This window comes from Alphaproteobacteria bacterium, from assembly GCA_040220875.1.
Classification (GTDB): domain Bacteria; phylum Pseudomonadota; class Alphaproteobacteria; order JAVJVX01; family JAVJVX01; genus JAVJVX01.
Genome location: JAVJVX010000003.1, coordinates 349,308 through 373,928, shown reverse-complemented (window position 1 = coordinate 373,928; position 24,621 = coordinate 349,308). Strand labels below are relative to the sequence as shown.

At 62.8% G+C, this 24,621-nt stretch carries 21 protein-coding genes, 1 tRNA gene and 1 pseudogene; 12 read left to right on the top strand and 11 right to left on the bottom strand.

What is annotated here, in order from left to right; translation table 11 throughout:
• Positions 1-8 precede the first annotated feature (8 nt).
• From RLQ26_01820 to RLQ26_01785, 8 genes and pseudogenes are all read left to right on the top strand, one after another.
• Positions 9-3,140 carry a CusA/CzcA family heavy metal efflux RND transporter gene (locus RLQ26_01820; protein ID MEQ9087462.1) on the top strand — a complete coding sequence of 1,044 codons (3,132 nt, stop codon included), beginning with the start codon at positions 9-11 and terminating at the stop codon, positions 3,138-3,140.
• A 1-nt stretch (position 3,141) separates the two neighbouring features.
• The gene (locus RLQ26_01815) at positions 3,142-3,468 is read left to right on the top strand and encodes a P-II family nitrogen regulator (protein ID MEQ9087461.1); all 327 of its coding nucleotides are present in this window, start codon (positions 3,142-3,144) and stop codon (positions 3,466-3,468) included.
• Positions 3,468-5,669 carry a heavy metal translocating P-type ATPase gene (locus tag RLQ26_01810; GenBank protein ID MEQ9087460.1) on the top strand — a complete coding sequence of 734 codons (2,202 nt, stop codon included), beginning with the start codon at positions 3,468-3,470 and terminating at the stop codon, positions 5,667-5,669. Before RLQ26_01815 ends, RLQ26_01810 begins: the two co-directional genes overlap by 1 nt.
• A gap of 1 nt (position 5,670) precedes the next feature.
• Positions 5,671-6,228, top strand: coding sequence for an isochorismatase family protein (locus tag RLQ26_01805; protein MEQ9087459.1), 558 nt, complete (start codon positions 5,671-5,673; stop codon positions 6,226-6,228).
• A gap of 117 nt (positions 6,229-6,345) precedes the next feature.
• Positions 6,346-6,612, top strand: a pseudogene (locus RLQ26_01800) (tyrosine-type recombinase/integrase).
• A 144-nt stretch (positions 6,613-6,756) separates the two neighbouring features.
• On the top strand, positions 6,757-7,023 hold the full coding sequence (locus RLQ26_01795; GenBank protein MEQ9087458.1) for a metal-sensing transcriptional repressor: 267 nt from the start codon (positions 6,757-6,759) through the stop codon (positions 7,021-7,023).
• 8 nt (positions 7,024-7,031) lie between these two features.
• The gene (gene dmeF / locus RLQ26_01790) at positions 7,032-8,006 is read left to right on the top strand and encodes a CDF family Co(II)/Ni(II) efflux transporter DmeF (protein MEQ9087457.1); all 975 of its coding nucleotides are present in this window, start codon (positions 7,032-7,034) and stop codon (positions 8,004-8,006) included.
• Between the two features lie 49 nt (positions 8,007-8,055).
• Positions 8,056-9,243, top strand: a complete 1,188-nt coding sequence (locus tag RLQ26_01785) for an MFS transporter (protein MEQ9087456.1) — start codon at positions 8,056-8,058, stop codon at positions 9,241-9,243.
• A 71-nt stretch (positions 9,244-9,314) separates the two neighbouring features.
• Here RLQ26_01785 and RLQ26_01780 read toward each other — a convergent pair whose 3' ends face one another.
• Positions 9,315-9,782, bottom strand: coding sequence for a zincin-like metallopeptidase domain-containing protein (locus RLQ26_01780; protein ID MEQ9087455.1), 468 nt, complete (start codon positions 9,780-9,782; stop codon positions 9,315-9,317).
• Positions 9,783-10,209: 427 nt separating this feature from the next.
• Here RLQ26_01780 and RLQ26_01775 point away from each other — a divergent pair, with 427 nt between their 5' ends.
• Together RLQ26_01775 and RLQ26_01770 are read left to right on the top strand one after the other, a co-directional pair.
• Complete coding sequence (locus RLQ26_01775; GenBank protein ID MEQ9087454.1) at positions 10,210-10,416, top strand: DNA-binding protein; 207 nt, start codon at positions 10,210-10,212, stop codon at positions 10,414-10,416.
• 15 nt (positions 10,417-10,431) lie between these two features.
• A complete protein-coding gene (locus RLQ26_01770) occupies positions 10,432-11,592 on the top strand; it encodes a site-specific integrase (GenBank protein MEQ9087453.1) in 1,161 nt (386 codons plus the stop codon).
• A gap of 264 nt (positions 11,593-11,856) precedes the next feature.
• Here RLQ26_01770 and RLQ26_01765 read toward each other — a convergent pair.
• From RLQ26_01765 to cysE, 8 genes are all read right to left on the bottom strand, one after another.
• A tRNA-Met gene (locus RLQ26_01765) sits at positions 11,857-11,933 on the bottom strand.
• 229 nt (positions 11,934-12,162) lie between these two features.
• Positions 12,163-12,588 carry a DoxX protein gene (locus RLQ26_01760; protein MEQ9087452.1) on the bottom strand — a complete coding sequence of 142 codons (426 nt, stop codon included), beginning with the start codon at positions 12,586-12,588 and terminating at the stop codon, positions 12,163-12,165.
• A gap of 82 nt (positions 12,589-12,670) precedes the next feature.
• Positions 12,671-13,792 (bottom strand): tRNA 2-thiouridine(34) synthase MnmA, encoded by a 1,122-nt coding sequence (gene mnmA / locus RLQ26_01755; protein MEQ9087451.1) that lies wholly within the window; start codon positions 13,790-13,792, stop codon positions 12,671-12,673.
• A 67-nt stretch (positions 13,793-13,859) separates the two neighbouring features.
• The gene (locus tag RLQ26_01750; GenBank protein MEQ9087450.1) at positions 13,860-14,189 is read right to left on the bottom strand and encodes a 2Fe-2S iron-sulfur cluster-binding protein; all 330 of its coding nucleotides are present in this window, start codon (positions 14,187-14,189) and stop codon (positions 13,860-13,862) included.
• Entirely contained in the window at positions 14,186-15,373 is a 1,188-nt protein-coding gene (locus tag RLQ26_01745; GenBank protein MEQ9087449.1) for an IscS subfamily cysteine desulfurase, read from the bottom strand. Before RLQ26_01745 ends, RLQ26_01750 begins: the two co-directional genes overlap by 4 nt.
• A gap of 17 nt (positions 15,374-15,390) precedes the next feature.
• On the bottom strand, positions 15,391-16,533 hold the full coding sequence (locus RLQ26_01740; GenBank protein MEQ9087448.1) for a cysteine desulfurase family protein: 1,143 nt from the start codon (positions 16,531-16,533) through the stop codon (positions 15,391-15,393).
• A 33-nt stretch (positions 16,534-16,566) separates the two neighbouring features.
• Positions 16,567-17,064 carry an Rrf2 family transcriptional regulator gene (locus tag RLQ26_01735; protein MEQ9087447.1) on the bottom strand — a complete coding sequence of 166 codons (498 nt, stop codon included), beginning with the start codon at positions 17,062-17,064 and terminating at the stop codon, positions 16,567-16,569.
• A 50-nt stretch (positions 17,065-17,114) separates the two neighbouring features.
• Complete coding sequence (gene cysE / locus RLQ26_01730) at positions 17,115-17,867, bottom strand: serine O-acetyltransferase (GenBank protein ID MEQ9087446.1); 753 nt, start codon at positions 17,865-17,867, stop codon at positions 17,115-17,117.
• A gap of 234 nt (positions 17,868-18,101) precedes the next feature.
• On the opposite strand from cysE, the gene RLQ26_01725 reads away from it, so the two are divergent.
• The gene (locus RLQ26_01725; GenBank protein MEQ9087445.1) at positions 18,102-18,767 is read left to right on the top strand and encodes an alpha/beta hydrolase; all 666 of its coding nucleotides are present in this window, start codon (positions 18,102-18,104) and stop codon (positions 18,765-18,767) included.
• A 23-nt stretch (positions 18,768-18,790) separates the two neighbouring features.
• Here RLQ26_01725 and RLQ26_01720 read toward each other — a convergent pair whose 3' ends face one another.
• On the bottom strand, positions 18,791-19,909 hold the full coding sequence (locus RLQ26_01720; GenBank protein ID MEQ9087444.1) for an anhydro-N-acetylmuramic acid kinase: 1,119 nt from the start codon (positions 19,907-19,909) through the stop codon (positions 18,791-18,793).
• A 160-nt stretch (positions 19,910-20,069) separates the two neighbouring features.
• Here RLQ26_01720 and tyrS point away from each other — a divergent pair, with 160 nt between their 5' ends.
• Positions 20,070-21,335: a tyrosine--tRNA ligase gene (gene tyrS / locus RLQ26_01715; protein ID MEQ9087443.1), complete on the top strand. Its 1,266-nt coding sequence runs from the start codon at positions 20,070-20,072 to the stop codon at positions 21,333-21,335.
• On the opposite strand, the gene RLQ26_01710 is transcribed toward tyrS, so the two are convergent.
• Positions 21,319-24,606, bottom strand: a complete 3,288-nt coding sequence (locus RLQ26_01710; GenBank protein MEQ9087442.1) for an AsmA-like C-terminal domain-containing protein — start codon at positions 24,604-24,606, stop codon at positions 21,319-21,321. The genes tyrS and RLQ26_01710 overlap by 17 nt on opposite strands.
• Positions 24,607-24,621: the final 15 nt, after the last annotated feature.

Here is a 24,621-nt window from a genome sequence, read left to right as displayed (position 1 = left end):
GATAGATCATGTTGAACAAGCTCGTCGAACTTTCGCTTCAATACAAATTTCTTGTGATCATTGTCTTTCTGGTGATCGGTTTTCTCGGCTGGCGCGCGGTCACGAACGTGCCCATCGATGCCTTTCCCGACGTGACGCCGGTGCAGGTCAATATCTATACGGAATCGCCGGGGCTGGCGGCCGAAGACGTGGAACAATTGCTGACCTTCCAAGTGGAATCCGCCATGGCGGGTCTTCCGGATGTCGAGCAGATCCGCTCCGTCAGCCTGTTCGGCCTCTCCTACGTTTCGGTCTATTTCGAGGACGATGTGGACATCTATTTCGCCCGCCGCCTCATCATGGAGCGGCTGGCGGAAGTCCGCGACCGCATCCCCGAGGGCTATGGCACGCCGGCGATGGGCCCCAACACCTCCGGCCTCGGTCAGGTGTTCTGGTACACGCTCGAACGCGCCGATGAAAAGCTGGCCGGCGACATCACCGACATGGACCTGCGCACGCTGCAGGACTGGTCGATCCGCCTCATCTTGCGGACCGCGCCGGGGGTCGATGACGTGATGTCCTGGGGTGGCCAGGAACGCCAGTATCAGGTGCAGATCGACCCCCTGAAGCTCATTAAATACAAGCTCGGCTACCGCGATGTGATGGAGGCGATCGAGGCCAACAACCGTCAGGTCGGGGGGCAATATATCGATCAGGGACCAGAGCAGTTTTTGGTCCGGGGCCTCGGTCTCGTCGATGGTGAGCGCGATATCGGCAGCATTGTCCTCAAGGTCGAGGACGGCACGCCGGTCTATTTGCGGGACGTGGCGACGGTCGTACAGGCGCCATCGCTGCGCTTCGGCGCGGTGACGCGCGACGGCAAGGAAGTTGTTCTTGGCATGGCGCTGTCGCGCATCGGCGAGAACGCAAAAAACGTGGTCGATGCGGTCAAGGAGAAGCTTTCGGTCGCCGAACAGGCCTTGCCTGACGGCGTCACGCTGAAGCCGATCTATGACCGCACGGAACTTGTCGAGAAGGCCGTCTCGACGGCGGAACGGGCGCTGATCGAAGGCTCGATCCTGGTCGCCATCGTCCTGTTCCTGTTCCTCGGCGAATTACGCTCGGCCTTTGTGGTCATCGCCGCCCTTCCGCTTGCCATGCTGATCGCCTTTATCTTCATGGAGCAGGCAGGCCTCTCGGCCAATCTGATGTCGCTGGCGGGGCTCGCCATCGGCATCGGCATGATGGTCGACGGCGCCGTGGTGATGGTGGAGAACTCCTTCCGCATCATGGCCGAATGGCGCGCCAAGGGCGAGGAGGTGAACCGGACGGCGGCGGTCCTGGCGGCCGCGCGCGAAGTGGCGGGTCCGATCGCCTTCGCCATCCTCATCATCATCGTCGTCTTCCTGCCGCTTTTCAGTCTTCAGGGTCTGGAAGGCAAGCTCTTCAAGCCCATGGCCTTCAACATCAGCTTCGCCATGGCGGGATCATTGCTTCTCACTTTGACCATCATCCCGGTCCTGGCGGCGCTCATCCTCAAGCCCAAGGAAGAGCGCGATACCATGCTCGTGCGCTGGATCAAGCGCGGGTATCTGCCCCTGCTCGCCTGGTCGCTTGCCAACAAGCGAAAGGTCGTTGCGACGGCTGGCATCCTGCTGATCGGCAGCCTCGCGCTTTTTCCCTTTCTTGGGAAAGAGTTCATGCCGCAGCTACAGGAAGGCTCAATCATGTGGCGGGTAACGTCGATTCCGTCGACCTCGCTCGACCAGTCGATCAAGGTCTCGAACGACATCTCGGCGGCATTGTCGGAATTCCCGGAAGTTGACACCACACTCGCCATGATCGGCCGGGCCGAGAAGGGCGAGACAGCCGACGTCAACTACATGGAGATCTACACCGCCTTGAAACCCGAGGGGGAATGGAAGTCGGGCCGCTCGATTGAGGAACTGGCGGACGCCATGCGCGAAAAACTGGAAGAGGTCGTTCCCACCGCCGTCATCGCTTTCACCCAGCCGATCCAGATGCGGGTGGAAGAACTGATCTCAGGAGTGCGCGCCACCTTGGCGGCGAAACTCTACGGCGAGGATTTAGGCGAGCTCGATCGCCTGAGCCAAGAGATCAAGAACGCGATCGCCTCGGTCCCCGGTGTGGCCGATCTATCGCTCGAAGCCAATCTCGGCAAGCCGCAGGTGCGGATTCAGGTAGACCGGGAGCAACTCGCCCGCTATGGCCTTAACGCTGATGATGTTCTGACTATCGTCCGCACCGGAATCGGCAACGAGCCGGTCTCGACACTTATCGATGGTGTCAAACGATTCGACATCACGGCCCGGCTTCAGGACTCCTCGAAAACCTCCGTCGAGGCGATCGAGGCGATCCCACTGCGTACGGCCGATGGGGCGATTATTCCGTTGAGCCGTGTCGCGGACGTGTCGGTGGCGGAGGGCTATTCCTTCGTTCGGCGCGAGCAATTGCAGCGTTATGCGGTAATCCAGATGGATGTCCGCGGACGCGACATTGACGGCTTTGTTCAGGATGCAAACCGGGCGATTAAGCAAAATGTGGAATTGCCGCCCGGCTATTGGATTGAATGGGGCGGTGCTTTCGAGAACCAGCAGCGCGCGCTCACGCGCCTTTCGATCATCGTACCGCTGACGATCTTTTTCATCTTCGTCCTTCTGTACACCGCGTTCAACTCGATCCGCCACGCAACGCTGATCATCGCCAATGTGCCGTTCGCCACCATCGGCGGACTGATTTCGCTCGCCATCACCGGGCAATATCTGTCGGTGCCGTCGGCGATCGGCTTTATCGCGGTCTTCGGTGTCGCCATGCTCAACGGCATTGTCCTCGTCGAATTCATAAATGGATTGCGCGAAAAGGGACTGAGCGTTGGGGAAGCCGTACGACGGGGAACGGAACTCAGGCTCCGCCCGGTGCTGATGACGGCAAGCGTGGCAATCCTCGGCCTGATCCCCATGCTGCTGTCGTCAGGTGTCGGTGCCGAAACCCAGCGGCCGCTTGCCACCGTCGTCGTCGGCGGGCTGATCACTTCGACGCTGCTGACCCTTGTCCTTCTCCCCGTCATCTATGAGTGGATGGAGACGCGCGTGGCACGACCCGTGGAAACTGCCCGACAGCTCGAATCGCAGGAGGTCTAATATGAAAGAAGTTAAAGCGTTTATTCACCGCAACCGGATCGCTGACGTTGTCCATGCCCTTAAGACAGCAGGGTTCCGGAACATTTCCGTGATCGACGTTAAGGGTATGCTGAAAGCCCTCGATTCTCAGGAACAGCAATATTCCATTGAGATCGGTGAAAAAGTCATCACGGAGGTGAAGGTGGAACTCGTCTGCGAGGCGGACAAGGTCGACCAGGCCTTGGCGTTGATTCGCGACAATGGGCGCACCGGACAACCAAGCGCCGGCTGGGTTTATGTCAGCGAGATCGAAAGCGCCTATCCGATCGACGACGGAAACGCGTCCTGATGGCGCCCGCACCTGAAGCGTCCCGCCTGACCTTCAAGGTGCGAGGGCTCAATTGCGCCGAGGAAGTGGCGGTGCTCCGGCGCGAGCTTGGCCCGCTTGTCGGCGGTGCGGACAATCTCGCATTCGACGTTTTGAACGGCCGCATGACAGTGCTCGCCGAAGCTCCACCGGTCTCCGTCGATCAGATCCGTCGGGCCGTTCGCCAAACGGGTATGGCGGCAGTCGAATGGCGTCCCGAGGAGAAAGGCGCGCGGGATAAGGGCGACCGTCGCCGGCAGCAAGTCTGGTTCATGAGCTTGAGTGGCCTCTTCGTCGTGGCGGGTTTCGCCGTTCACATTTGGCTCGCGGGCGGATTGGCTGAGGCTATTCAGCTTCTCGCGGGCCATAACGGGAAGTCCGTACCTCTGCCCGAGATGATCGCCTACGGCCTCGCGATCGTCTTCGGCATCCACTTCGTTATCGTTAAGGCCTGGTACGCAGCGCGCGGGCTACGGCCTGACATGAACCTCTTGATGACGGTCGCCATTGCGGGCGCCATCGTCATCGGCGAATGGTTCGAGGCGGCGACGGTTGCATTCCTGTTCGCACTGTCGTTGACGCTGGAGAGCTGGAGCGTCGGACGGGCGCGCCGTGCCATTGCCGCTCTTGTCGATCTTGCTCCACCCATGGTGCTGCTCCTCCGCACAGATGGATCGGAAACGGACGTGCCAGTGGCCGAGGTCAATCCGGGCAACCGCTTCATCGTTCCGGCGGGCGAGCGCATCGGTTTGGACGGGCGGGTCGTTGCCGGTGCCAGCGCCGTAAATCAAGCACCCATCACCGGCGAAAGTGTGCCGGTTGAAAAGGCGATCGGCGCGGAGGTCTTCGCCGGCACGATCAACGGCGACGGAACGCTCACAGTTGAAGCCACCAAGGCGGCCGGGGACACCATGCTGTCGCGCATCATCCGCATGGTCGAGGAAGCTCATGCGCGGCGCGCTCCTTCGGAGCAATGGGTGGAACGATTTGCGCGTGTCTATACGCCGGTGGTCATGGCTCTTGCATTCTTCGTTTTCTTGGTACCGCCGCTGGCGCTCGGTGGAGCGTGGGACGACTGGTTCTATCGTGCCCTTGTTCTGCTCGTAATCGCCTGCCCATGTGCGCTGGTGATTTCGACACCCGTTTCCATCGTCGCTGCACTCGCGTCATCGGCCCGCGCCGGCGTTCTGGTCAAGGGCGGCGCCTATATCGAGCTTCCCGCGCGCCTGAAGGCGATCGCCATGGACAAGACCGGCACGATCACGCGGGCCGAGCCCGTCGTGGCGCAGGTCATCCCGCTCGGAAACCACACCGAGGCCGAGCTCGTGGCGCGCGCCGCAGCGCTTGAGGCGCGCTCCACGCATCCTCTTGCGCAGGCAATTCTGGACTATGCGGATCAGCGGGGAATCGCACCTGCGCCAGCGGACGACGTACAAGTCCTCAAGGGAAAGGGACTGGCCGGAACCTTCGACGGCGAACGGTTCTGGCTCGGCTCCCACCGCTATGTCGTCGAGCGCGGTCAGGACACCCCCGAGATCGCCAAACAGGCGGAAGCATTGGAGGCGGACGGCAAAACGGTCATCGCCGTCGGCAACCCGCAGCATGTCTGCGGCCTCATAGCGGTCGCGGATACGGTCCGGCCGGAGGCGCGGGAAATCGTGCAACAACTGCATGCCGCCGGCATTGGGCATGTGGTCATGCTGACCGGCGACAACCGGGTCACGGCCAGTGCCATCGCCCGCGATCTCGGCATCGACGAGGTGCATGCCGAGCTGCTGCCGGATGACAAGGTCGAGAAAATCGAAGAGCTTGTCGCACGCTACGGCACGGTCGCCATGGTCGGTGACGGTGTCAACGATGCGCCGGCGCTGGCGCGCGCCAACCTCGGCATCGCCATGGGCGCGATTGGGTCCGATGCAGCGATTGAGACCGCCGATGTCGCGCTCATGACCGATGACATCTCGAAGCTTCCTTGGCTCATCCATCACGCCAAACGAACGCTCGCTGTCATTCAGCAAAACATCGTTTTTTCACTTGGCGTCAAAGCGGTTTTCGTCGTGCTCACCTTCGCCGGCTACGCAACGCTCTGGGGCGCTATCGCTGCGGATACGGGCGCTTCCTTGTTGGTGGTCGCCAACGCGCTGCGGCTATTGCGCCTGCGTAAAAGTCCGGAGAATTCATGAAATGAGCCGGTCAACGCAGTCGTCCAATTCGAAATCATTTGGTTTACTGTTGAACTCGGAACACTGTGTCGTTGTTCTCATCGATTACCTTGTCGACTTTTTCGCTCGCCTGCCGACCGAAGAAGCGCAGCATTTGACTGAAGTGGTTGGTCTGCTTCTGAAAACAGCGGAAGGGCTCAAAATCCCGACAATCGTCACCGCACGATCAAATCGTGCGCGGAATGCTAAACTTATAAACCCATCAGACAGCCATAGCTCGTGGGGAAATGCAATTTGGCGCGAAACAATAAATCCGTGGGCGAATGACTCATTTCGGGACCATATTCGATCTTGTCAACGCAACCGCTTAATCCTTTGCGGCATGTGGTCAGATGATTCAGTCACCTTTGCCGCACTCAGCGCTTTGGAGGAAGGTTTCGACGTATACCTTGTAGTGGACGCGACGAGAGGGACTTCATTGGATATCCATAACACCGCAATGGCGCGGATGACGCAGATGGGCACTGTTCCGATCAGCACACGTCAATTGATTTTGGAGTGGAAGGGAAGCATCGAATAGTGATTGCAGATACCACTGATGGCGGAAGGAAGGCGGCCGAATGGGCGCCGATCAAGTCACGCTATCGTGTCCAGTCGGCCTCGACCTACCACGCCCGTGCGTGTGGCCCTCGCGACCGCGAGGTCGTGTCCTTCGCTGGCCGGAAAGCGGGTGAGCCCGCACGTTCTCAGGCACAGCGCGGGGATGGACCTCTTGCATCACGCCGTTGACCAGACCGTCATCGCGCTCTGGCTCGGGTATGAATCTGTCGAGACGGCACAGGTCTATGTACTCGCCGATCTGCTCCTCAAGGAAAAGGCGTTCGCACGGGTGAAGGTTTCGGCAGCCAACCTGGGGTGTTACCGCCCCGACGACAAGTTGCTCGCCTTCCTTGAAGCGCTCTGATTACGCCGACATGCCGCGCCGGAAAGTCTTGCTCTCCAAAGGGTCTCTTTGGACACGCCGGCATGGAATAGAATCTGTCTGATACGGCTCAGGCAGACTCGTTCCCTTGTTGCCCTATCCCCTCTAGGGGGATAGGTTATGTTGATGAGCCACGCGAACGATCCGGAAATCATGTCACGGCTACGGCGTGCCGAAGGGCACCTTGCGGCTGTCCTGCGTATGGTCGTGGAAGGGCGCGACGGCCTGGTGATTGCACAGCAGTTGCAGGCCGTGATCCGCGCGCTGGAGAAATCCAAGCAGGCGATCATTCACGATCACATCGATCACCATCTCGGCGAGATCGCGGGGCCGCTGACGCCTGACTTGAAGGAGAAGCTCGCCGGCTTCCGTGAAATAACAAAATACCTATGAGAGGCCGAATGCATACAGAGACCATCGAGAACTGGCGCCACCATCACGTATTCCTGGGAGCGGATCATGCCCGCAACGAATGGCGGACATGGATCGTCGTCGCACTCACAGCCGTGACGATGGTCGGCGAGATCATAGCCGGTCTGGCCTTCGGCTCGATGGCGCTCCTGGCCGACGGCTTCCATATGGCCACCCATGCGGGGGCGCTGTCGATAGCCGGTTTTGCATACTGGTATGCGCGCCGCCATGCGCATGACGAGCGCTTTACCTTCGGCACCGGAAAGCTGGGGGAGCTTGCAGGGTATTCGAGCGCCCTGATCCTGGCGATTATTGCGTTGGTGATTGGTATCGAGTCGGTACTGCGCCTGACCAACCCGATCGCAATTCGCTTTAATGAGGCGATTGTGGTGGCCGTGGTGGGGCTGATCGTCAATCTCGTCAGCGCCTGGATTCTCCATGCCGGTGAAGGTCACGCGCACAATGATGATCACGGCCATCACGCTCATGCGCATGGCGAACTGGCGGCAAGCCACCACCACCACCATCACGACCATAATCTGCGCTCGGCCTACTTCCATGTCCTCACGGATGCGCTGACCTCGGTTCTCGCAATCGTCGCGCTGCTTACCGGGCGTTTTTATGGCTGGTTGTGGATGGACCCTGTCATGGGCATCGTTGGCGGTATTGTCATCGCGCGCTGGTCATGGGGCCTGCTGCGCGGCGCAGGAGCCGTATTGCTCGATACGATTCCGGACAAGCACCTGTCAGACCGGGTTTGCCAAGCTCTTGAGCACGGCGGCGACCGGGTTTCCGACCTGCATTTGTGGCGGGTCGGGCCGGGCCATATGGCGGTCATTGTTGCGCTCGTGTCTGACCGGCCGCGTGCGCCTGATCACTATAAGGCAAAGCTTTCCAGGCTGCCGCAACTCTCCCATATCACGATCGAAGTCCATCCGTGTCAGCATGCGCGACAGGCAGCGTGAAGGAGTGTCCGCGCGGGAGGACCGCCATAGGCCTTCCGATACTAACCGTCTGACGGCGCCGTCCGCCCGGCTGCCTGGCAGCATCTGGGCACTCGGCTTCGTCAGCATGTTCATGGATATCTCGTCCGAGATGATCCATGCGCTGCTGCCAGTGTTTCTCGTCACTGTCTTGGGGGCGAGCACGGTCACGGTCGGAATCATTGAGGGCGTGGGCGAAGCGACCGCATCGATCTCCAAATTATTCTCGGGATGGCTGAGCGACCGGCTTGGCAAGCGCAAGCTGCTTACCATCATCGGCTATGGCCTTGGTGCTCTTTCCAAGCCTCTTTTTGCAGTGGCCCCGACGGCATCGTGGGTACTCTTCGCCCGGTTTTCCGATCGCGTGGGCAAGGGCATTCGGGGGGCGCCGCGCGATGCATTGGTCGGCGACCTTGCGCCGCCCGGACTGACGGGTGCGGCATACGGCCTGCGCCAGTCCCTCGACACGGTCGGCGCGTTTGCCGGTCCGCTGCTCGCGATGGCGCTGATGGCGCTTTTTGCCGATGATTTCCGGCTTGTCTTCTGGCTTGCGGTCGTGCCCGGCCTAGTCGCCGTAGCGATCCTGATCTTAGGCGTCCGTGAACCGCAACGCCATGTCGATGCTTCCCCGGAGCGTACGCCGATCCGCTGGATTGAACTCCACCTACTCGGCGGGCTGTTCTGGGGCGTGGTCGCGGTTGGCACCGTGCTGACGCTTGCCCGTTTTAGCGAAGCATTTCTTATATTGAGGGCGGAGAATGCGGGACTCTCCCTCGCCTTCGTTCCGCTCGTCCTGGTCGTAATGAATATCGTCTATGCCGCATCGGCTTACCCGATGGGCATCCTGTCCGACCGCATCAACCGCCATGTCATTCTTGCTGCTGGGTTCCTTGTCCTCATTGCCGCAGACATCATACTCGCGGCAGCGCCGAATCTTGGGATAGTCATGCTGGGTGTTGGCCTGTGGGGCCTGCATATGGGAATGACGCAGGGACTGCTTGCCGCGCTGGTCGCGGAAGCGACTGCTTCTGCGTTCCGTGGCACGGCATTCGGTGTCTTCCATATGATCACCGGAATTGCGATGCTTCTGGCAAGCCTAATCGCCGGAATTTTATGGGAGGCGATTGGTCCCTCAGCCACATTCGTTGGCGGAGCCGCCTTCACCGCTATCGGTCTTCTCGGCATGCTTTTGCTGCTTCTCACCCGTCAACAGCGCTGAACCGGAAACGGTTGACCCTTTCCCCAGTGGCAGTTGCGCTACGAGCGTCAACCTTGGTCGAATTCCTCTGATTATGCCGATATGCTGTGCTGGAAAGTCTTGCTCACCAACAGAGTAAGCAACCGGCGCTGCATAATCCTGGAGTCGGCATAATGACCGAGTTCGTGAAAGCACGTGCGGTAGTAGTTGATCTGCTCGAAGAAAGCCGGCTGCGGAGGCACGCGGATGAAGTTTTGGTCCGCACATAGAACGCCTCGGTGCCACCGACACGGAAGTCTGCGCCGGTCCCCTCGATCAGACGCTCGGCATGCGGAATGATCTCGGCTTCCGAAAGCGGCGACGTGCCCCCGTAAGCCTCGTCCGGCAGACCCTCGCACTGCTCGACGTTGAACAAGGTGAAGCGCTATACGCTTGAGGAAGGGCACGCGCTTGGGGTCATCCCCGTCCCGCGCGGCGCGTTCGCGCTTGGCCTTGGGGATGAAGGTGTCGGCGTGGCAGGCCGTCTCGCCGTGCTCGCCCTTCATGACGTGCCTGCCCATCTCCTGGGCTTGGCGGAGGTCGGCCATGTTTGGGCTGCAATGCCCACGCGCGCCACGTGATGCCACAGGATCAGGATGTTCATCGCTTGCATTTTGGCTGAACCTTGATTTCGAGTGGTACCTATGAGGTACCTGGATGCAAAAACGCCCGCCTGAGATCGGCGGGCGTTTTTAGTAATTGAGTTTATTGCGGGGGTAGGATTTGAACCTGCGACCTTCAGATTATGTTTTCCTGAGGCTGGAATTAAAAAGAATAACCGTCCATCGCAAAGAAACCATGGCCAACGCTTAGAGAATCTTATTGGATATTGCTTCCTTCTCCATCATTGAGTCGCCCATTTCCACACGAAATACTGCTCCCTCACCCCAATTCCGTTTTTCTCACGAATTTGGAGACGATTGGAGGGATAGGATGGGAGAGCCAAAAATGGGGCTTCACAGCGACCTTCTTTGCGGCGCGAAAGCGATTGCTGATGCGCTCGGCTGTAAGCCGCGGCGGGTTTATCACCTTGCCGAACGCGGTCTGATGCCGATCTGGAACGAGCCGGGTATCGGCCTTGTCGCTCGGAAGTCTTCGCTCGAAGCCTACTTTAGGAAGCGCGAACACCAGACCCTTGTTCTTGATCAAGATTAGATTCAGACTCCGATCATGGCCAAGATCAGAAAGCGGACATGGACCACAAAAACGGGCGAGCGGCGGACCGCCTGGCAGCTCAACTATGTCGATCGCGCCGGCAATCTGCAGCAAAAGCAGTTTTCGACCCGTCGCGCCGCAGACGATGAGCGCATCCGGATCGAAGGCGAAATCGCAATCGGCGTGCATGTTCCCGACAAGCGCAGCATCACGATCGCGGATGCGGTTGGCGCCTTTCTGAGCGATTTCGAAGAATTGGTGAAGGCAGGCAAGCGCGGCCGCATCACGCTGAAAGGTTATGAGTCGCTACTCAGACTACACCTGCTGCCATTCGATATCGCGGGCCTCAAGATTTCGAGGCTCAGCGGTCCTGACTGCGTCGCTTATGCGCGGGAACTGGAAAGCCAACGTAGTGACGACCAGGCGCGGCGGGTGTTCTCGACGTTCCGTATGGTGATCGACTACGCCTGGGGCCAAGGCTGGATCGGCAGCAACCCGGCGCGCGCCGTCGGTGTGCGCACGGCGCCCGATTGGGAGGCGGATAAAGAGCCTTTGGATATCCCTCCCCTCGATGATTTGAAGGCGGTTCTGAAGGCCGCGCGGACCTACGACCAAACCGGCCGCGCCGAAGCGTTTGTCAGTGTGCTGTTGTTCCAGGCGCTCCGGAGCAGCGAGCTCAGGGCACTCGGCAAGCAGCATGTCATTCTTAAGGGACCATCGCCGGAACTTCTAATACGGCGCAAGGCCGATCGGTGGAACCAGCTTCAACGGGTCAAGACCAAGAGCAGTGTGCGGAATGTTCCGCTTGGTCCGCACACCGTGAAGGCGCTGCGCCGTTGGATGCTGGCCTGTCCGCCGAGCGATGACGATCTTCTCTTCGCGAACGGCGCCGGGAAAGCCGAGAGCTACGCGAATTACTACAATCGCCTCTGGCTCCCGCTTCTGGTCGCAGCCGGTATTATCAAGGAGGGCGAAACGCCTCCCTTCGGCATGCACAGTTTACGGCACGCCGGAATCTCGCTGTGGATCAAGAATGGCGCAATGCCCAAGCAGGTGCAGACTTGGGCGGGCCATGCCAGCATCCAGACGACATGGGATATATACGGTCACCTCTGGCGCGAGTTCCAGGACGAGCAGTCGGCCGCCCGTGCCGCCGAGCAAATCCTTCTGTCCTGATTCACCCTGTCCTGTTTCACCTTCGAATTTGACACGCAAGCCGGACCCGAGCGCTCGAACAAACCGGGCACAAACGGCCGTTTGCATGTCAAATCCATGTCAAACGGAGAATCCGGAAAATTTGCGAAGCGTTGAAAAATAAGGGTTTTTCGTGATAGTGGGCGGAAGCTCGATTTCATTTACCCAACACAACAAAACCTCCGGCACGACAACCGGAGGTTTTGCGCAAAGTTGACAAAGCGACACTCGCTAAGTCATTGAATTTGGTAGCGGAGGAGGGACTCGAACCCCCGACACGTGGATTATGATTCCACTGCTCTAACCAGCTGAGCTACTCCGCCAAGTTGTATTTTCCATCTCCCTGAGCTCAGGATTATGATTCCGCTGCTCTAACCAGCTGAGCTACTCCGCCCCAAATCGCCCCGGCGGGCGCGCGGGGCTGCCTGCCGGCTTCATCGCCCGGCCGCGGCCGGGAGGTGGTGATAGGCCCGCCCCCCGCCGCTGTCAATATCGCACCCGGGCTCCGCCACCGGGCCGGCGGGGGCGGAGGGCGCGGGAGAAATCCGCCCCTCAGGCCGGGTGCGATACTCCGTCACCCAGGGTGAGCCAGCGGTCGCGGTCGCGCAGCAGGAAAAGCGCCACCGCCATGCCGAGCACCGGCACGCCCGCCCAGAACAGATGATTGGGCGTGCCGCTCGCCCAGGGGTCCACCAGGATGCCCACCGTCGAGAGGGTCGAGACGCCGTGCATCACCAGGATGGCGCCGTAGGTCGCGAGCTTCCAGATGCCGAGCAGAAAGCCGAGAACCAGAAGCAGTTGCACCGCGCCGGCGATATAGACCGTGCTGACGGAAATTTCCGTCATGTAGAAATGCGAGAAGATGCCCTGGGTCGATTCGGGCGCCACGAATTTTTCGAGCGTCCATACCAGGAAGAAAGCCGCCATGGTCAGGCGCATGATGGCCAGGCTGATTTCGAGCCGGCGTTCATCGGTCATTTTAACCTCCCGTTCCAGATCAGAAACGCCAGTCTCACGCCTTGGCGGGGCGCTGTAAATAGCGCCGGACCGGATGACCGGCTCAGCCGTCGCCGGCGGCGATCCAACCACCCCCCAGGACCCGCGACCCATCGTAGAAAACCGCCGCCTGCCCGGGCGCGACGCCGAACCGGGGCGTCTCGAACCGGGCTTCAACGGCACCCTCCCCGGCCGGAAAAAGCCGCGCCGGCGCCGGTTCGGCGGCGGAGCGGATCCGGACCGAAGCGGGCATGCCCGGCGGCGGCGATGCCCCCTCTCCCAGCCAGTTGAGGCCGGTCGCGAGCAGGCGCATCCGGCCGAGCGCCGATTTCGGCCCGACGATGACACGCCGCGTCTCGGGTTCGAGGCGCAGCACATAGAGCGGCCGGCTGGCATCCCCGTCCTGCCCGCCCACGCCCAGCCCGCGCCGCTGGCCGATCGTGAAATGGATGATGCCGTCGTGTTGGCCAAGGACCCGGCCATCCTGATGGACGATCTCGCCCGGCTCGATCGCACCGGGACGGAGCTTTGCCACGAGATCGGCGTAGTTCCCGTCGGGCACGAAGCAGATGTCCTGGCTGTCGGGCTTGGCCGCGACGGGAAGCTCGAAGCGTTCCGCCAGCCTGCGGGTCTCCGGCTTGGTCAGCCCGCCGAGCGGAAAACGCAGGAAGTCGAGCTGGGCGCGCGTTGTCCCGAAGAGGAAATAACTCTGGTCGCGCGCGCTGTCGACGGCGCGAAACAACGCTGGCCCATCGGGCGCGGGCAGGCGGCGCACGTAATGGCCGGTGGCCAGCGCCGCCGCGCCGAGATCGCGGGCGACGGCGAAAAGGTCGCGGAACTTTACCGTGCGATTGCACTGGATGCAGGGGACCGGCGTCTCTCCCGCAACGTAGCTGTCGGCGAAATCCTCGATGACGTCGTCCCGGAACCGGCTTTCAAAATCCAGCACGTAATGGGGAATCTCCAGCCGCGCCGCGACGCGCTTCGCGTCGTGGATATCCTGGCCGGCACAGCATGCCCCCTTGCGCCCCACGGCGGCCCCATGGTCATAAAGCTGGAGCGTGACGCCGACCACGTCAAACCCCTCTTCCTTGAGCACCGCCGCCGTGACGGAACTGTCGACGCCGCCCGACATCGCCACCACCACAAGCGCGCCCGGGGCAAGGCCGTGCATGTCATAGGGCATCGCCGTGCTTGCCGCGCCGGTCGCTCCCTGAGAATCAGGCATTTGGGTCACAGTCATGCGTTCGCTTTCATTTACCCCAAAGGTTTTCGTGCTCGTGCGGAACCTGCACGGTGATCCCGTCATCAGCCTCGCGCAGGATCACCTGGCAGGCGAGGCGCGAAAACGGTGTCGCGCCCGGCGCGATGGAGAGAAGCTCGCGCTCCTCGGCGCTGGCGCGTGCGAGGCGATGAAAATCCTCACGCGCCACGATGACGTGACAGGTCGAGCAGGCCATCTGGCCGCCGCACGCCCCTTCGAGATCGAAACCGGCCTCCTGCGCGCGTGCCAGCAGCGTCTCGCCCGGGCGGGCCGGCACCTCGCGGGTTTCGCCGCCTGCCGTCACGAAACGTATTTTCATGCGCCCGTTTCCGCCGGTGCCTCAGGGGTGGCGTCGGCCCGCAGTTCTTCCACCACCGCGGCAATCTCGTCCGCGGCCCGGTCGACTTCCTCCGCCGTGGTGAACCGGCCCAGTCCGATGCGAAGCGCCGACTGTGCCAGGTCCGCCGGAACCCCGAGCGCGGCCAGAACGTAGGACGGTTCGATCGAGGCCGACGAACAGGCCGAACCTGAGGAAACCGAAATCCCTTTCAGACCGGCGATCAGCCGGTCGCCATTCACCCCCGGAAAGCCGAGGCTCAGATTGCCCGGGATGCGCCGCTCCCGGTCGCCATTCAACACCATGTCGGGCACACGCGCCCGAAGGCGCGCGAGGAACCGGTCGCGAAGCGCCGTGAGGCGCAGGGCCTCATCCGCCATCTCCTTTTCCGCTATCTCGGCCGCCCACCCGAAGCCTACGCAAAGCGGCGCCGGCACCGTGCCCGATCTGAGACCCCGTTCCTGCCCGCCGCCGCTCATCAGCGGGATGAGGCGCACGCGCGGCCGGCGGCGGACGTAAAGCGCGCCGACGCCCTTCGGCCCATAGGCTTTGTGCGCCGAGATACTCATGAGCGCGATGTTCATCGCGCGCACGTCGAGCGGAATCTTGCCGAAACCCTGCGCCGCATCGGTATGGAACAGCGCGCCGGCGCTCTGGCAGATTTCGCCGATTTCCGCGAGCGGTTGAATGACGCCGATTTCATTATTCACCGCCATGATGCTGACAAGGCATGTGCGCGCCGAGACAGCGTCTCTGAGCGCCGCCAGGTCGACGATACCGTTGTTCAGGGTCGGCACACAGGTCAGCTCAAACCCCTCGGCTTCCATGGCGCGGCAGGATTCGAGCACGCATTTGTGCTCCGCCACGCAGGTCACAATATGGGGTCGCTCGCGCCGGTAAAACCGGGCCGCCCCCTTGATCGCGAGGTTATTGGCCTCGGTCGCGCCGGAGGTGAAGACGATCTCTTTCGGATCGGCGCCGATGACATGGGCGATCTGCTCGCGGGCGATTTCCACCGCCTCCTCCGCCTCCCAGCCATGGGCATGAGTGACGGAATGCGGGTTGCCGAAGCGCTCCAAAAAATAGGGCAGCATCCTGTCAAGCGCCCGTGGGTCCATGGGCGTGGTCGCCTGGTAATCGAGATAGATGCGCTTGCTCAGACTCACAGCACTCTTCCGTAATCTCAGGCCGCGGCCGGGTTGGTTTGGGCGAGGCGGCGGAAAAGTCCGCGCCAGGCCTCGACGAACAGATCCACCTCGGCCGCGCGCGTCTCAGGGCCGAGGCTGACACGGAGCGCCGTTGCCGCCTCGTTCTCGCCGTAGCCCATGGCGCGCAACACATGGGAGGGCTGCACCTTGCCCGACGAGCAGGCTGCCCCCGCGCTTACCGCGATGCCCTTGAGATCAAGGGCCATGAGTTGGGTTTCGGCGCGCACACCCGCCATCATCACGTTCAGCGTGTTTGCGACGCGCGGCGCGGTCTGACCCGGCAACTCGATCTCCGGGCAGGTCGCCCGCAAGGCAGCCTCGATCGAATCGCGCAGATCCGCAAGAGCGCCATATGTTGCGAGATCGCGCCGCGCGGCCGCCGCCGCCGCCCCGAAGCCCGCAATGCCGACGATGTTTTCCGTCCCGGCCCGGCGGCCCCGCTCCTGCCCGCCCCCACGCAAGAGCGGCGCAAGTTCGGTCCCGCCAGCCACACTGTCCCCAAGCACCAGCGCGCCGACGCCCGTCGGACCGCCGATCTTGTGGGCGGACAGACTGATCATGTCGGGGCCGGGAGGCGCCATATCGAGCGCGATCCGCCCGGCCGCCTGGACCGCATCGCTGTGGAATCCGATCCCGCGCCCTTCCAGCAGCCGGGCGATGTCCTCGACCGGCTGGATGGCGCCGGTCTCGTTATTCACCCACATCACGGAAACGAGCGTGCCAGGCGCAAGCCCGTCGAGGCGGCGTTCAAGTGCCGCGAGATCCACGATGCCCGCCCGCGTCACCGACAGGCGGCGGTCGGGCGGGGCCGACTGAAGCACCGAATCGTGCTCGATCGCCGAGGCGATGACCGGCCGCCCCGCTACACTGGCGAGGGCGAGATTGTTTGCCTCCGTCCCGCCGCTCGTGAAAATCACGTTTTCAGGCCGGGCGTTGACCAGCGCCGCCACCTTTTCGCGGGCCGCTTCCAGGCATTCGCGGGCCGCGCGACCGAAACCATGCACCGAGGACGGGTTGCCGGCGAGGCCAAGGGCGGCCTCCATGGCTGCCCGGGCCTCGGGACGGAGCGGGGCACTGGCATTGTAATCCAGATAGATGGAGGGTTCAGGCTGAGCCATGTCGGAAGGCGCCGGATGACAAGGGCGTGCGAGCTATTCGGCCGCGACCGACGTATCGGGCCCGCCGTCGGGGGCCGGGGCGCTCTCCTCCCCGTCATCGGGGAAGGGTGTCGTGACCCTGACCTTGCTTTCCACCACGTCGGACAGGCTGACCGAATTCAGGAAGAGATGAATCTGATTGCCGAGCTCTTCCCAGAGGTCATGTGTGCTGCATCGCATCTTGTTGGCGCGGCAGCCTTCGGGCGAACCGGGCGAACACCGCGTGGCGCGAATCGGCTCATCGACGGCGAGGATGATATCAGCAATCGCCATCTTGTCGGCTGGTCGCGCCAGCTTGTAGCCGCCGCCGGGGCCCCGGACGCTGGAGACCAGATTTCCCTTCCGCAGTTTCGCGAAAAGTTGTTCGAGATAGGAGAGGGAAATTTCCTGGCTCTCCGCGATATCGGCCAGGGCGACCGGATTCGTCGCCTCGCGGCGAGCGAGGTCGACCATGGCCATCACCGCATACCGACCCTTCGTGCTAAGTCTCATTGCCTGCTCCTTCCCTTCTGTGTCCGAGCTTCCCGTTCAAGGCGCCGGACTCAAACGTCGCGGTCGTCCAGTTCCTCATCGTCCTCGGCCGTCCCGCCGCTCATCCGGCTCGCCGGCAGATCCGGGGTCAGCCGCTGGAGTTCCTCTTCCAGCGCGTTGACCCGCTGGCCAAGGGCGCTCACACGATCCAGAAGTCCTTCCACGGCGCGGGCCACCGGATCAGGCAGATCCGCCGCAACGACGCCATAGGCGGCGAACCGGGAATCGGTCGCCTGCGTCTCCCGCTCGCGCGGGGCGACGACACGGGCCGGGATGCCGGTCACCGTGACACCTTCGGGCACGTCCTTGACGACGACGGCATTCGCGCCGACACGGGCATCCTTGCCCACTTTCAACGGCCCCAGCACCTGGGCGCCGGCGCCGACGATGACGCCATCGGCCAGAGTCGGGTGCCGCTTGCCCTTTTCCCGGCTCGTCCCGCCCAGCGTGACTCCCTGGTAAAGGGTCACGTTGTCGCCCAGTTCCGCCGTTTCACCGATCACGACACCCATGCCGTGATCGATAAAGACGTTGCGACCGAGCACCGCGCCCGGGTGGATTTCGATCCCGGTCAGCCATCGCCCGACATGGGAGACGAACCGGCTCGGCGTGTGCAGCCCTTTCTTCCAGAGCCAGTGAGCAAGGCGGTGGAAGCGGACGGCGTGAAACCCCGGGTAGCAGAGGATGATCTCCCAGGCTGATCGAGCCGCCGGGTCCCGGGCACGAATTGTCTTGATCTCGTCGCGCAAAGTCTTGAAAAGCATGGTCGGCCTTATCTATAAGGTCATTCCAGTTTTTACCCGGCACGCACCGGTGTCCGGAACCCTCTCCCAAGGCCCGAGACCTGGGTTATAGGTAAACCAAGTAAATTAGTCAAGTATTAGCGCCGTGATTCAAGCCGCTGCCCCGCCCGGGCGCACCGATTCAACGCACTCCGGGGGCTCCGGCGGAATTCCGGCGCTGGTGAACGCACCGCGACGGCCCGGAAGGAACCTAAAATGCCCGAAGTCATCCTGAACGGCCCCGAGGGGCGCCTCGAGGGGCGTTATCAGCACACCAAGAAGCCCAACGGCCCGATTGCACTGATTCTCCACCCTCATCCCCAGCATGAGGGGACGATGAACAACAAGGTGGTCTACAGCCTGTACCAGAGCTTTCAGCGCCAAGGCTGTTCGGTCTTGCGGTTCAATTTCCGGGGGGTCGGCCGCTCGCAGGGCGTTTATGACCGGGGCGAGGGAGAGTTGAGCGACGCGGCGGCGGCGCTCGATTGGCTGCAGGCCTATAACCCCAATGCGGAAAGCTGCTGGATCGCCGGATTTTCCTTCGGGGCCTGGATCGCGATGCAGCTCCTCATGCGCCGGCCCGAGATCAACGGCTTCGTCTGCATCGCGCCGCCGGCCAATCTCTATGATTTCAATTTTCTTGCCCCCTGCCCCGCATCGGGCCTGATGGTGCAAGGGAATGCTGACCAGATCGTCCAGCCGGAAGCGACTCAGGCGCTGGCGAAGAAACTGACCAACCAGCGCGGCGTGGTCGTCACCTATACGGAAGTGGCTGGCGCCGATCATTTCTTCAGCGACAAGATCGAGGAGATGGCCGGCATCGTCGACGCCTATATCACACCCGCGATCGCCGACGCGGCCGGGCCCGCCACGGAGGAATAGGCGCGGGGCCTCGGGCCGGCCAATCAGGCCGGTTTTTTCGCAAGCCGGCCACAGCGCGTCGGCAGCCTGGCCCCGGTCGTCCCCGGATAGGTTGCCGGCAGGCCCGCCAGGCGGCGCACCGCAAGATAGGCAAAGGCCGCGGCCTCGATCGCGTCGCCCGTCCAACCCACGGTATCCCCCTGCACGATTGGCACCTGCGTGCACCCGCGCAGCGCCGCCACCACGGCCTCGTTCCGCCGCCCGCCGCCCGTCAGCAACCATTGAAGAGGCGGGGCGGGGAAGAAATCCGCCGCCCGGGCGAGTGCCCCGGCGGTACACGCCGCCAGGGTCGCGGCCCCGTCCTCGGTCGAGAATCCATCCAGCCGCGCGACCCGGAGTTGCGCGAAATGATCCCGGTCGAGCGATTTCGGCGGCGGCCGTGAGAAATACGGGTCGGCCAGAAAATCATCGACGAACCGCCAGTCGATACGCCCCGCAAGGCCAAGTCGGCCCGAGGCGTCGAACGGATCGCCGGTTCGCTCGCGGATGAAATCATCGATCGCCGCGACACCGGGGCCCGTGTCAAAGGCGATGAGATCGTCCCCGCCGGATTGGCCCGCACCGACATAGGTCACATTGGCGACGCCACCGATATTAGCCACGGCCACGGGCTTTTCATGCCCGGCCGAGAGAGCCCGGTGGAACACTGGCACCAGCGGCGCTCCTTGCCCGCCCGCCTCGATATCGGCCGTGCGCAAATCATAAATGACATCGATCCCGGTCCGCGCGGCCAGACGCCCCCCGTCGCCAATCTGAAGCGTGAACCCTGCCTCGGGCGCGTGCCAGAGCGTATGGCCGTGAAATCCGATCACCCGCACGCCATCCGCCGTCCACCCGGTTGATGCCAGAAGCCCCGCGACCAAATCGGCATGGCAATCCGTCAGATCGCGCACGAGTGGTCCCAGCGAGGTGGACGAGCCTTCGGGGCGGCGCAGGGCCGCATCGCGCAGCCGGGTCCGGAGCGCCGGGTCGTAGGCCCGGCTTTCGAAGGCAATCAGCCGGAAATGGGCGTCGCCGTCGGTCTCGGCGAGCGCGGCATCGATCCCGTCGAGCGAGGTGCCGCTCATCAGCCCGATGGCGGCATGCTTTTCAAAATGAGACAATTGGCGGCGTCCGGCCCAAGTTGTGAGGCGGGGGCGATTGTGCTAAATCAGCCGCCCTGCCGCAACAAAGCTTATGCCGCCGCGCCATTTCGGGTCTGGCCATTTCAAATCCGGCCGGGAGGCGTCGGTGGTCCGGAAGGCCGTCAACCCAAGGGCTCGAATGACCCAGACGACAGATCAGGCGACGTCGGACTTCATGCGCGAAGTCCTGGCCCGGGGCTTTGTTCATCAATGCACGGACATGGCGGCGCTCGACACCGCCCTCGCGGCCGGTCCCGTCACCGGATATATCGGCTTCGACTGCACGGCCGACAGCCTTCATGTCGGCAGCCTCGTCCAGATCATGTTGCTCCGTCTGTTCCAGCGCCACGGCCACACCCCCATTGTCCTCATGGGCGGCGGCACCACGAAAGTCGGCGACCCTTCGGGCAAGGATGAAAGCCGACGCGTCCTCGATGATGAGGAAATTGCGCGCAACATGGCGGGCATCCGGTCCGTTTTCGACAAATTCCTGGAGTTCGGCGACGGGCCGGGCAAGGCGATCATGGTCGACAATGACGACTGGCTGGCCGAGCTCCGCTACGTGCCGTTCCTGCGCGATATCGGCCGGCATTTTTCCGTCAACCGCATGCTGACTTTCGACAGTGTACGTCTCAGGCTCGAGCGCGAGCAAAATCTTACTTTTCTCGAATTCAATTACATGATCCTGCAAGCCTACGATTTTCTCGAGCTTGCCCGCCGGTGGAATTGCACGCTTCAGATGGGCGGCTCTGATCAGTGGGGCAATATCATCAATGGCGTCGATCTGACCCGCCGGACCGATGACCGCACGGTTTTCGGCCTGACGGCGCCGCTGATCACCACGGCCTCGGGCGCCAAGATGGGCAAGACGGCGCAGGGCGCCATCTGGCTCAACGCCGACCGCCTGTCTCCCTATGACTACTATCAATACTGGCGCAACACGGATGACCCCGACGTCGGTCGCTTTCTCCGTCTTTTCACGGAACTGCCGCTGGACGAGATCGCGCGCCTCGAATCCCTGGACGGGGCGGCGCTGAACGAGGCCAAGAAGATCCTCGCCTTCGAGGCGACGAGGCTGTGCCATGGCCGGGACGCCGCCGGCGAGGCGGCGGAGACAGCGCGCCGGACCTTCGAGGAAGGTCAGGTCGGCGACAGCCTGCCGCGCATCGACATCTCGCCCGCCGATTTCAGCGGCAATCCCACGGTCGTGGACGCGCTCGTCTCAGCCGGGCTTGCGACCAGCCGGAGCGACGCCCGGCGCACGGTCGAGCAAGGCGGATGCCGGATCAACGACGAGACCGTGATCGAGGCTGAAGTATCCGTCTTGCCGTACTGGGGCGAGGACGGCACGCCTTTCAAATTGTCTCGCGGCAAGAAACGTCACGTGCTCATCCGCCGGGGCTAGGCGCGGGAGCCGTCTCCGGAGTCCCGTCATTGCCGGAAGCCGGCAGGCCGGACTCCGGGATTTCGGGAAAGGGACGCACCGGTTCCGGGATTTCGGGCGGCGGTCCCGTCGGGAGCGTTTCTATCCCGGGCGACGGGGGCGCGCCGTTTGCAGCCGGCCTCGAGGCGTCCTGCTTCGGCTCCATGATGTTGAACAGGCCACGGAGAAATCCCGGCGCCAGGGCGGAGAGCGGATTGACGCTGGTCTTCGGCTCTTCCAGCGACCCTGATAGCTGATAGTTGGCGGCGAATATGCCGCCCCCCTCGCCCCCCATCAGAACATCACCCACAATAGGAATATTGCCGAGGAGGCTGTTGATCGCGTAGGCGGGAACGATCACTCCGCGCAGATCGATGCGGTCGGTCTCGGGATCGACGAACCCCCCGAAGGTAAGCCCAAGATCGGGGCCAGCCGTCTGGCCGTTCTCCACGGTCATCAGTCCGTCCTTGCTCGAAAGATCGGCCGAGAGGCGGGTAAACCTTATCCCCCTTTCTCCAAGCATGTTCAGGATGCCGTAAAGCGAGGCGGCCTGCAGAATCTGTGCGACCCGCGGCGCATCGGTCAGAAGGTAGTCGTTGAGGAGGACCTTGCCCTTGAATTCGCCCGCCCCCGCGCCCGAACCGAATTGCCCGGAGACTTCGAGCCGCCCGCCCGAAATTCTGTCCCAGATGCCCAGCGAACGGATGAGCGCGCCCGCGTTATCGGCCCGAAGCGACATGGTGCGGCCATCCGGCGATGGACGGATGGTATAGCTTACCAGCCCCTGCCCCGGCGTCTTGGCGCCGATCTCGATGTCATCCCATGTCGTGCCATCGTAATGCAACCGTCCCTGACCGTCGTCGAGCGCCTCGCCCGGCCCGACGAAGAGCTTGTCGAGGCGAGCGGCGATGTTGAGCGGCGGCAGGCTGTAGGCTCCCTCGTCGTCGATCGAGTTGATGAGCTCCGATACGTCAATCGAATCGCCCGAAAGAATGACACGATATCCACCATCGGTATTCCGGCGGACCGAGGCCATCATGTTTGTCCGACCGAAGCGAAGCTGCGGCCCCTCGAAATACGCAAGCTCGTGCTTCCGGTTAAGTCCGGCCGATCCCTCTATGTGAAAATCGTCGCCCTCAAGGGTAAAACCCCTGATCGCGACCTGACCGTCCGGGGCAATCCGAAGGGACGCCTGGGCCGTACCGGGCACCCCGGCGGACTTGGACCATTCGACGCCTGGCACTTTCAGCGTCGCCGCTTCCAAATCGGCCGAGAGCTCGATTTCGCTGGCACCATCGTCAAAGACGGTTTCCGTCAGCCGGATCTCGGCCGGGCCGTCCAGAACCGGCGCCACGTCGACATTCAGGGCGGACCAGATGGCCTCGCTGAACCGGCCGGACAGCGTGCGCTGCCCCCGATATGCGCGCGCGTCGCCGAGATAGCGCTGACCCGTCAGCTCGAGCACCCGGTCAGCGAAAGTCGCGGACCCGCTATAGGTAACCTTCTCGTTATCGAGACCGATATTGAGCGTGCCCTCCGTCAGCGGCACCTCGTTGAGCGTGCGTGGCAAGACCAGCCCGTCCGTTTCCAGGCTCGCGTTGATCGAGACTTCCTCGAAGGACAACGATTTTTTGAGCGGCATGGAGGCCGACAGGGAGCCGGTGAAATCGCCCGACGTTTCGGCCGGCAGGGCCCCAAGGGTCCCGCCAATGTGGATAGGCGCGTTATCGAGCACCGCCAGCACGGCCGGAACATCTCCGCTGAGAAAGGAATCGAGCACCAGAAGCCCGGGAGTGTCGTCCAGCCCTGTCAGCGCCACCGTGCTTTGGGTGAGCTGGATACTCTCCAGTCGGCCCGAATCGATCTCGAAATCGATGCGGTCCACCCCCAGTCTCCCCTGACCCGAAATATCGCGGACCGGTGGCATCGTTTCCATGAAACGGATGACGAGTCCGTCGTAATCGAAACTTCCCGACAGGCCCAGAACCTGCAGGCGGTCCGCCGCATCCTGGTCCGCGTCAGAGTCTGTGAAGGCCTCTTGCGCGACCAGCACTTCGGCCGTCGCCGAGAGGCCCTTGAGCCACCCGTCCGAGACATTGTGCGTCACCCAATCCCGGCCGGGGGCATGACGCGGCCAGAGGCGCGACAAATCCGCCACCGGCACATCGCTGATCGTGGCATTGAGGGCCAGGAGCATCCCGTCGTCACGGAATTTCGTGCTGCCGGAAAAGGTTGCCGTCGGACCGGACAGATCGAGAAAACCGTCACCGAGACGGAGAATACCCGCCTCAGAATCATAGTTACCGCGCAATGCCAGCGCTTCCACCGGCAGGGGTTCCACAAAGACATCCGGCAGGTCGACCCTGCCGGGGCTGGCCGACAACTCGAAGGACAGGGCGATCTGGCCGGTCCTTCCGTCGATCCGGCCCTCCGCCTGGCCACGCATCGGGAGATCAATCCCGGCGAGAGGATGATCGTCCGTCGCCCCCGCCAATAGCCCGGCCGGCACCAGGTCGGTCATTTCGGCCTGAAACGTCGCCTGCTCACCGGCCCGGGCATAGCTGAAATCACCCCGCAAGCTGGCCACCCCCTCGCCGTATGACAGATCGAGGGCGAAATCTCCCGTCACCCCTGCCCCGTCGCGCTCCAGCTTCAGCGCCTCGCCCTCGACCAGCCAGCTCAGACCGGTCTGCACGTCCTCGACATCCACACGCGCATCGAAGACCTGAAGCTCGGTCAGATAGCCGATCGGGCTCGCGCGGTCAGGCGGCGCCAGAATGACGGCCAGGATTTCGGTCATCGTAAAGGGGAGTCGCACGCCGTTGGCGGCACTGATACCGGCCAGGCGAAACTGGCCATCGCCGCCGCGCACGATACGCAGTTCAGCCCCCCTCATCTGAACTGCCTTGATCGCGATTTCCGCCCTGAGGAGTGCGCGAAGGCTGAATTCAACCGCGAGCACGGGAACGGCGCCAACGTCGCGTCCGGTGCCGTCGGTGATGCGCAGGTCCGTGATCTGCGTGTCGAGCCCGCGCGACCAGCCGGACCAGACCAGTCCGGCGCCTCCGATCGAGGTTGCGAATGATCCGTCGGCCGCGCTCAGTGCCTCTTCCAGATAGGGCTCAAGAAACGGGAGTCCGATGGGTCCCTGGGAGAGGCGGAGTCCGGCTATGGCGGTCACCACCACCAGCGCGGCCCCCACGCCGGCGAGTATCTCCAAGAGTATCCTGGTGCCGCGCCGGATCACTTGCACTTGACCTTTCCTGCC

What these genes read in the sequence shown, in the direction of transcription:
- RLQ26_01780 (MEQ9087455.1), bottom strand. Translation starts at nt 9,782, where the DNA reads ATGGGCAGGCACGTCATGAAGGGCGAGCACGGCGAGACGGCCTGCCAC.
- RLQ26_01770 (MEQ9087453.1), top strand. Translation starts at nt 10,432, where the DNA reads ATGGCCAAGATCAGAAAGCGGACATGGACCACAAAAACGGGCGAGCGG.
- RLQ26_01750 (MEQ9087450.1), bottom strand. Translation starts at nt 14,189, where the DNA reads ATGAAAATACGTTTCGTGACGGCAGGCGGCGAAACCCGCGAGGTGCCG.
- cysE (MEQ9087446.1), bottom strand. Translation starts at nt 17,867, where the DNA reads ATGCTTTTCAAGACTTTGCGCGACGAGATCAAGACAATTCGTGCCCGG.
- RLQ26_01740 (MEQ9087448.1), bottom strand. Translation starts at nt 16,533, where the DNA reads ATGGCTCAGCCTGAACCCTCCATCTATCTGGATTACAATGCCAGTGCC.
- RLQ26_01820 (MEQ9087462.1), top strand. Translation starts at nt 9, where the DNA reads ATGTTGAACAAGCTCGTCGAACTTTCGCTTCAATACAAATTTCTTGTG.
- RLQ26_01810 (MEQ9087460.1), top strand. Translation starts at nt 3,468, where the DNA reads ATGGCGCCCGCACCTGAAGCGTCCCGCCTGACCTTCAAGGTGCGAGGG.
- RLQ26_01815 (MEQ9087461.1), top strand. Translation starts at nt 3,142, where the DNA reads ATGAAAGAAGTTAAAGCGTTTATTCACCGCAACCGGATCGCTGACGTT.
- tyrS (MEQ9087443.1), top strand. Translation starts at nt 20,070, where the DNA reads ATGACCCAGACGACAGATCAGGCGACGTCGGACTTCATGCGCGAAGTC.
- RLQ26_01795 (MEQ9087458.1), top strand. Translation starts at nt 6,757, where the DNA reads ATGAGCCACGCGAACGATCCGGAAATCATGTCACGGCTACGGCGTGCC.
- RLQ26_01805 (MEQ9087459.1), top strand. Translation starts at nt 5,671, where the DNA reads ATGAGCCGGTCAACGCAGTCGTCCAATTCGAAATCATTTGGTTTACTG.
- dmeF (MEQ9087457.1), top strand. Translation starts at nt 7,032, where the DNA reads ATGCATACAGAGACCATCGAGAACTGGCGCCACCATCACGTATTCCTG.
- RLQ26_01760 (MEQ9087452.1), bottom strand. Translation starts at nt 12,588, where the DNA reads ATGACCGATGAACGCCGGCTCGAAATCAGCCTGGCCATCATGCGCCTG.
- mnmA (MEQ9087451.1), bottom strand. Translation starts at nt 13,792, where the DNA reads ATGCCCTATGACATGCACGGCCTTGCCCCGGGCGCGCTTGTGGTGGTG.
- RLQ26_01775 (MEQ9087454.1), top strand. Translation starts at nt 10,210, where the DNA reads ATGGGGCTTCACAGCGACCTTCTTTGCGGCGCGAAAGCGATTGCTGAT.
- RLQ26_01725 (MEQ9087445.1), top strand. Translation starts at nt 18,102, where the DNA reads ATGCCCGAAGTCATCCTGAACGGCCCCGAGGGGCGCCTCGAGGGGCGT.
- RLQ26_01735 (MEQ9087447.1), bottom strand. Translation starts at nt 17,064, where the DNA reads ATGAGACTTAGCACGAAGGGTCGGTATGCGGTGATGGCCATGGTCGAC.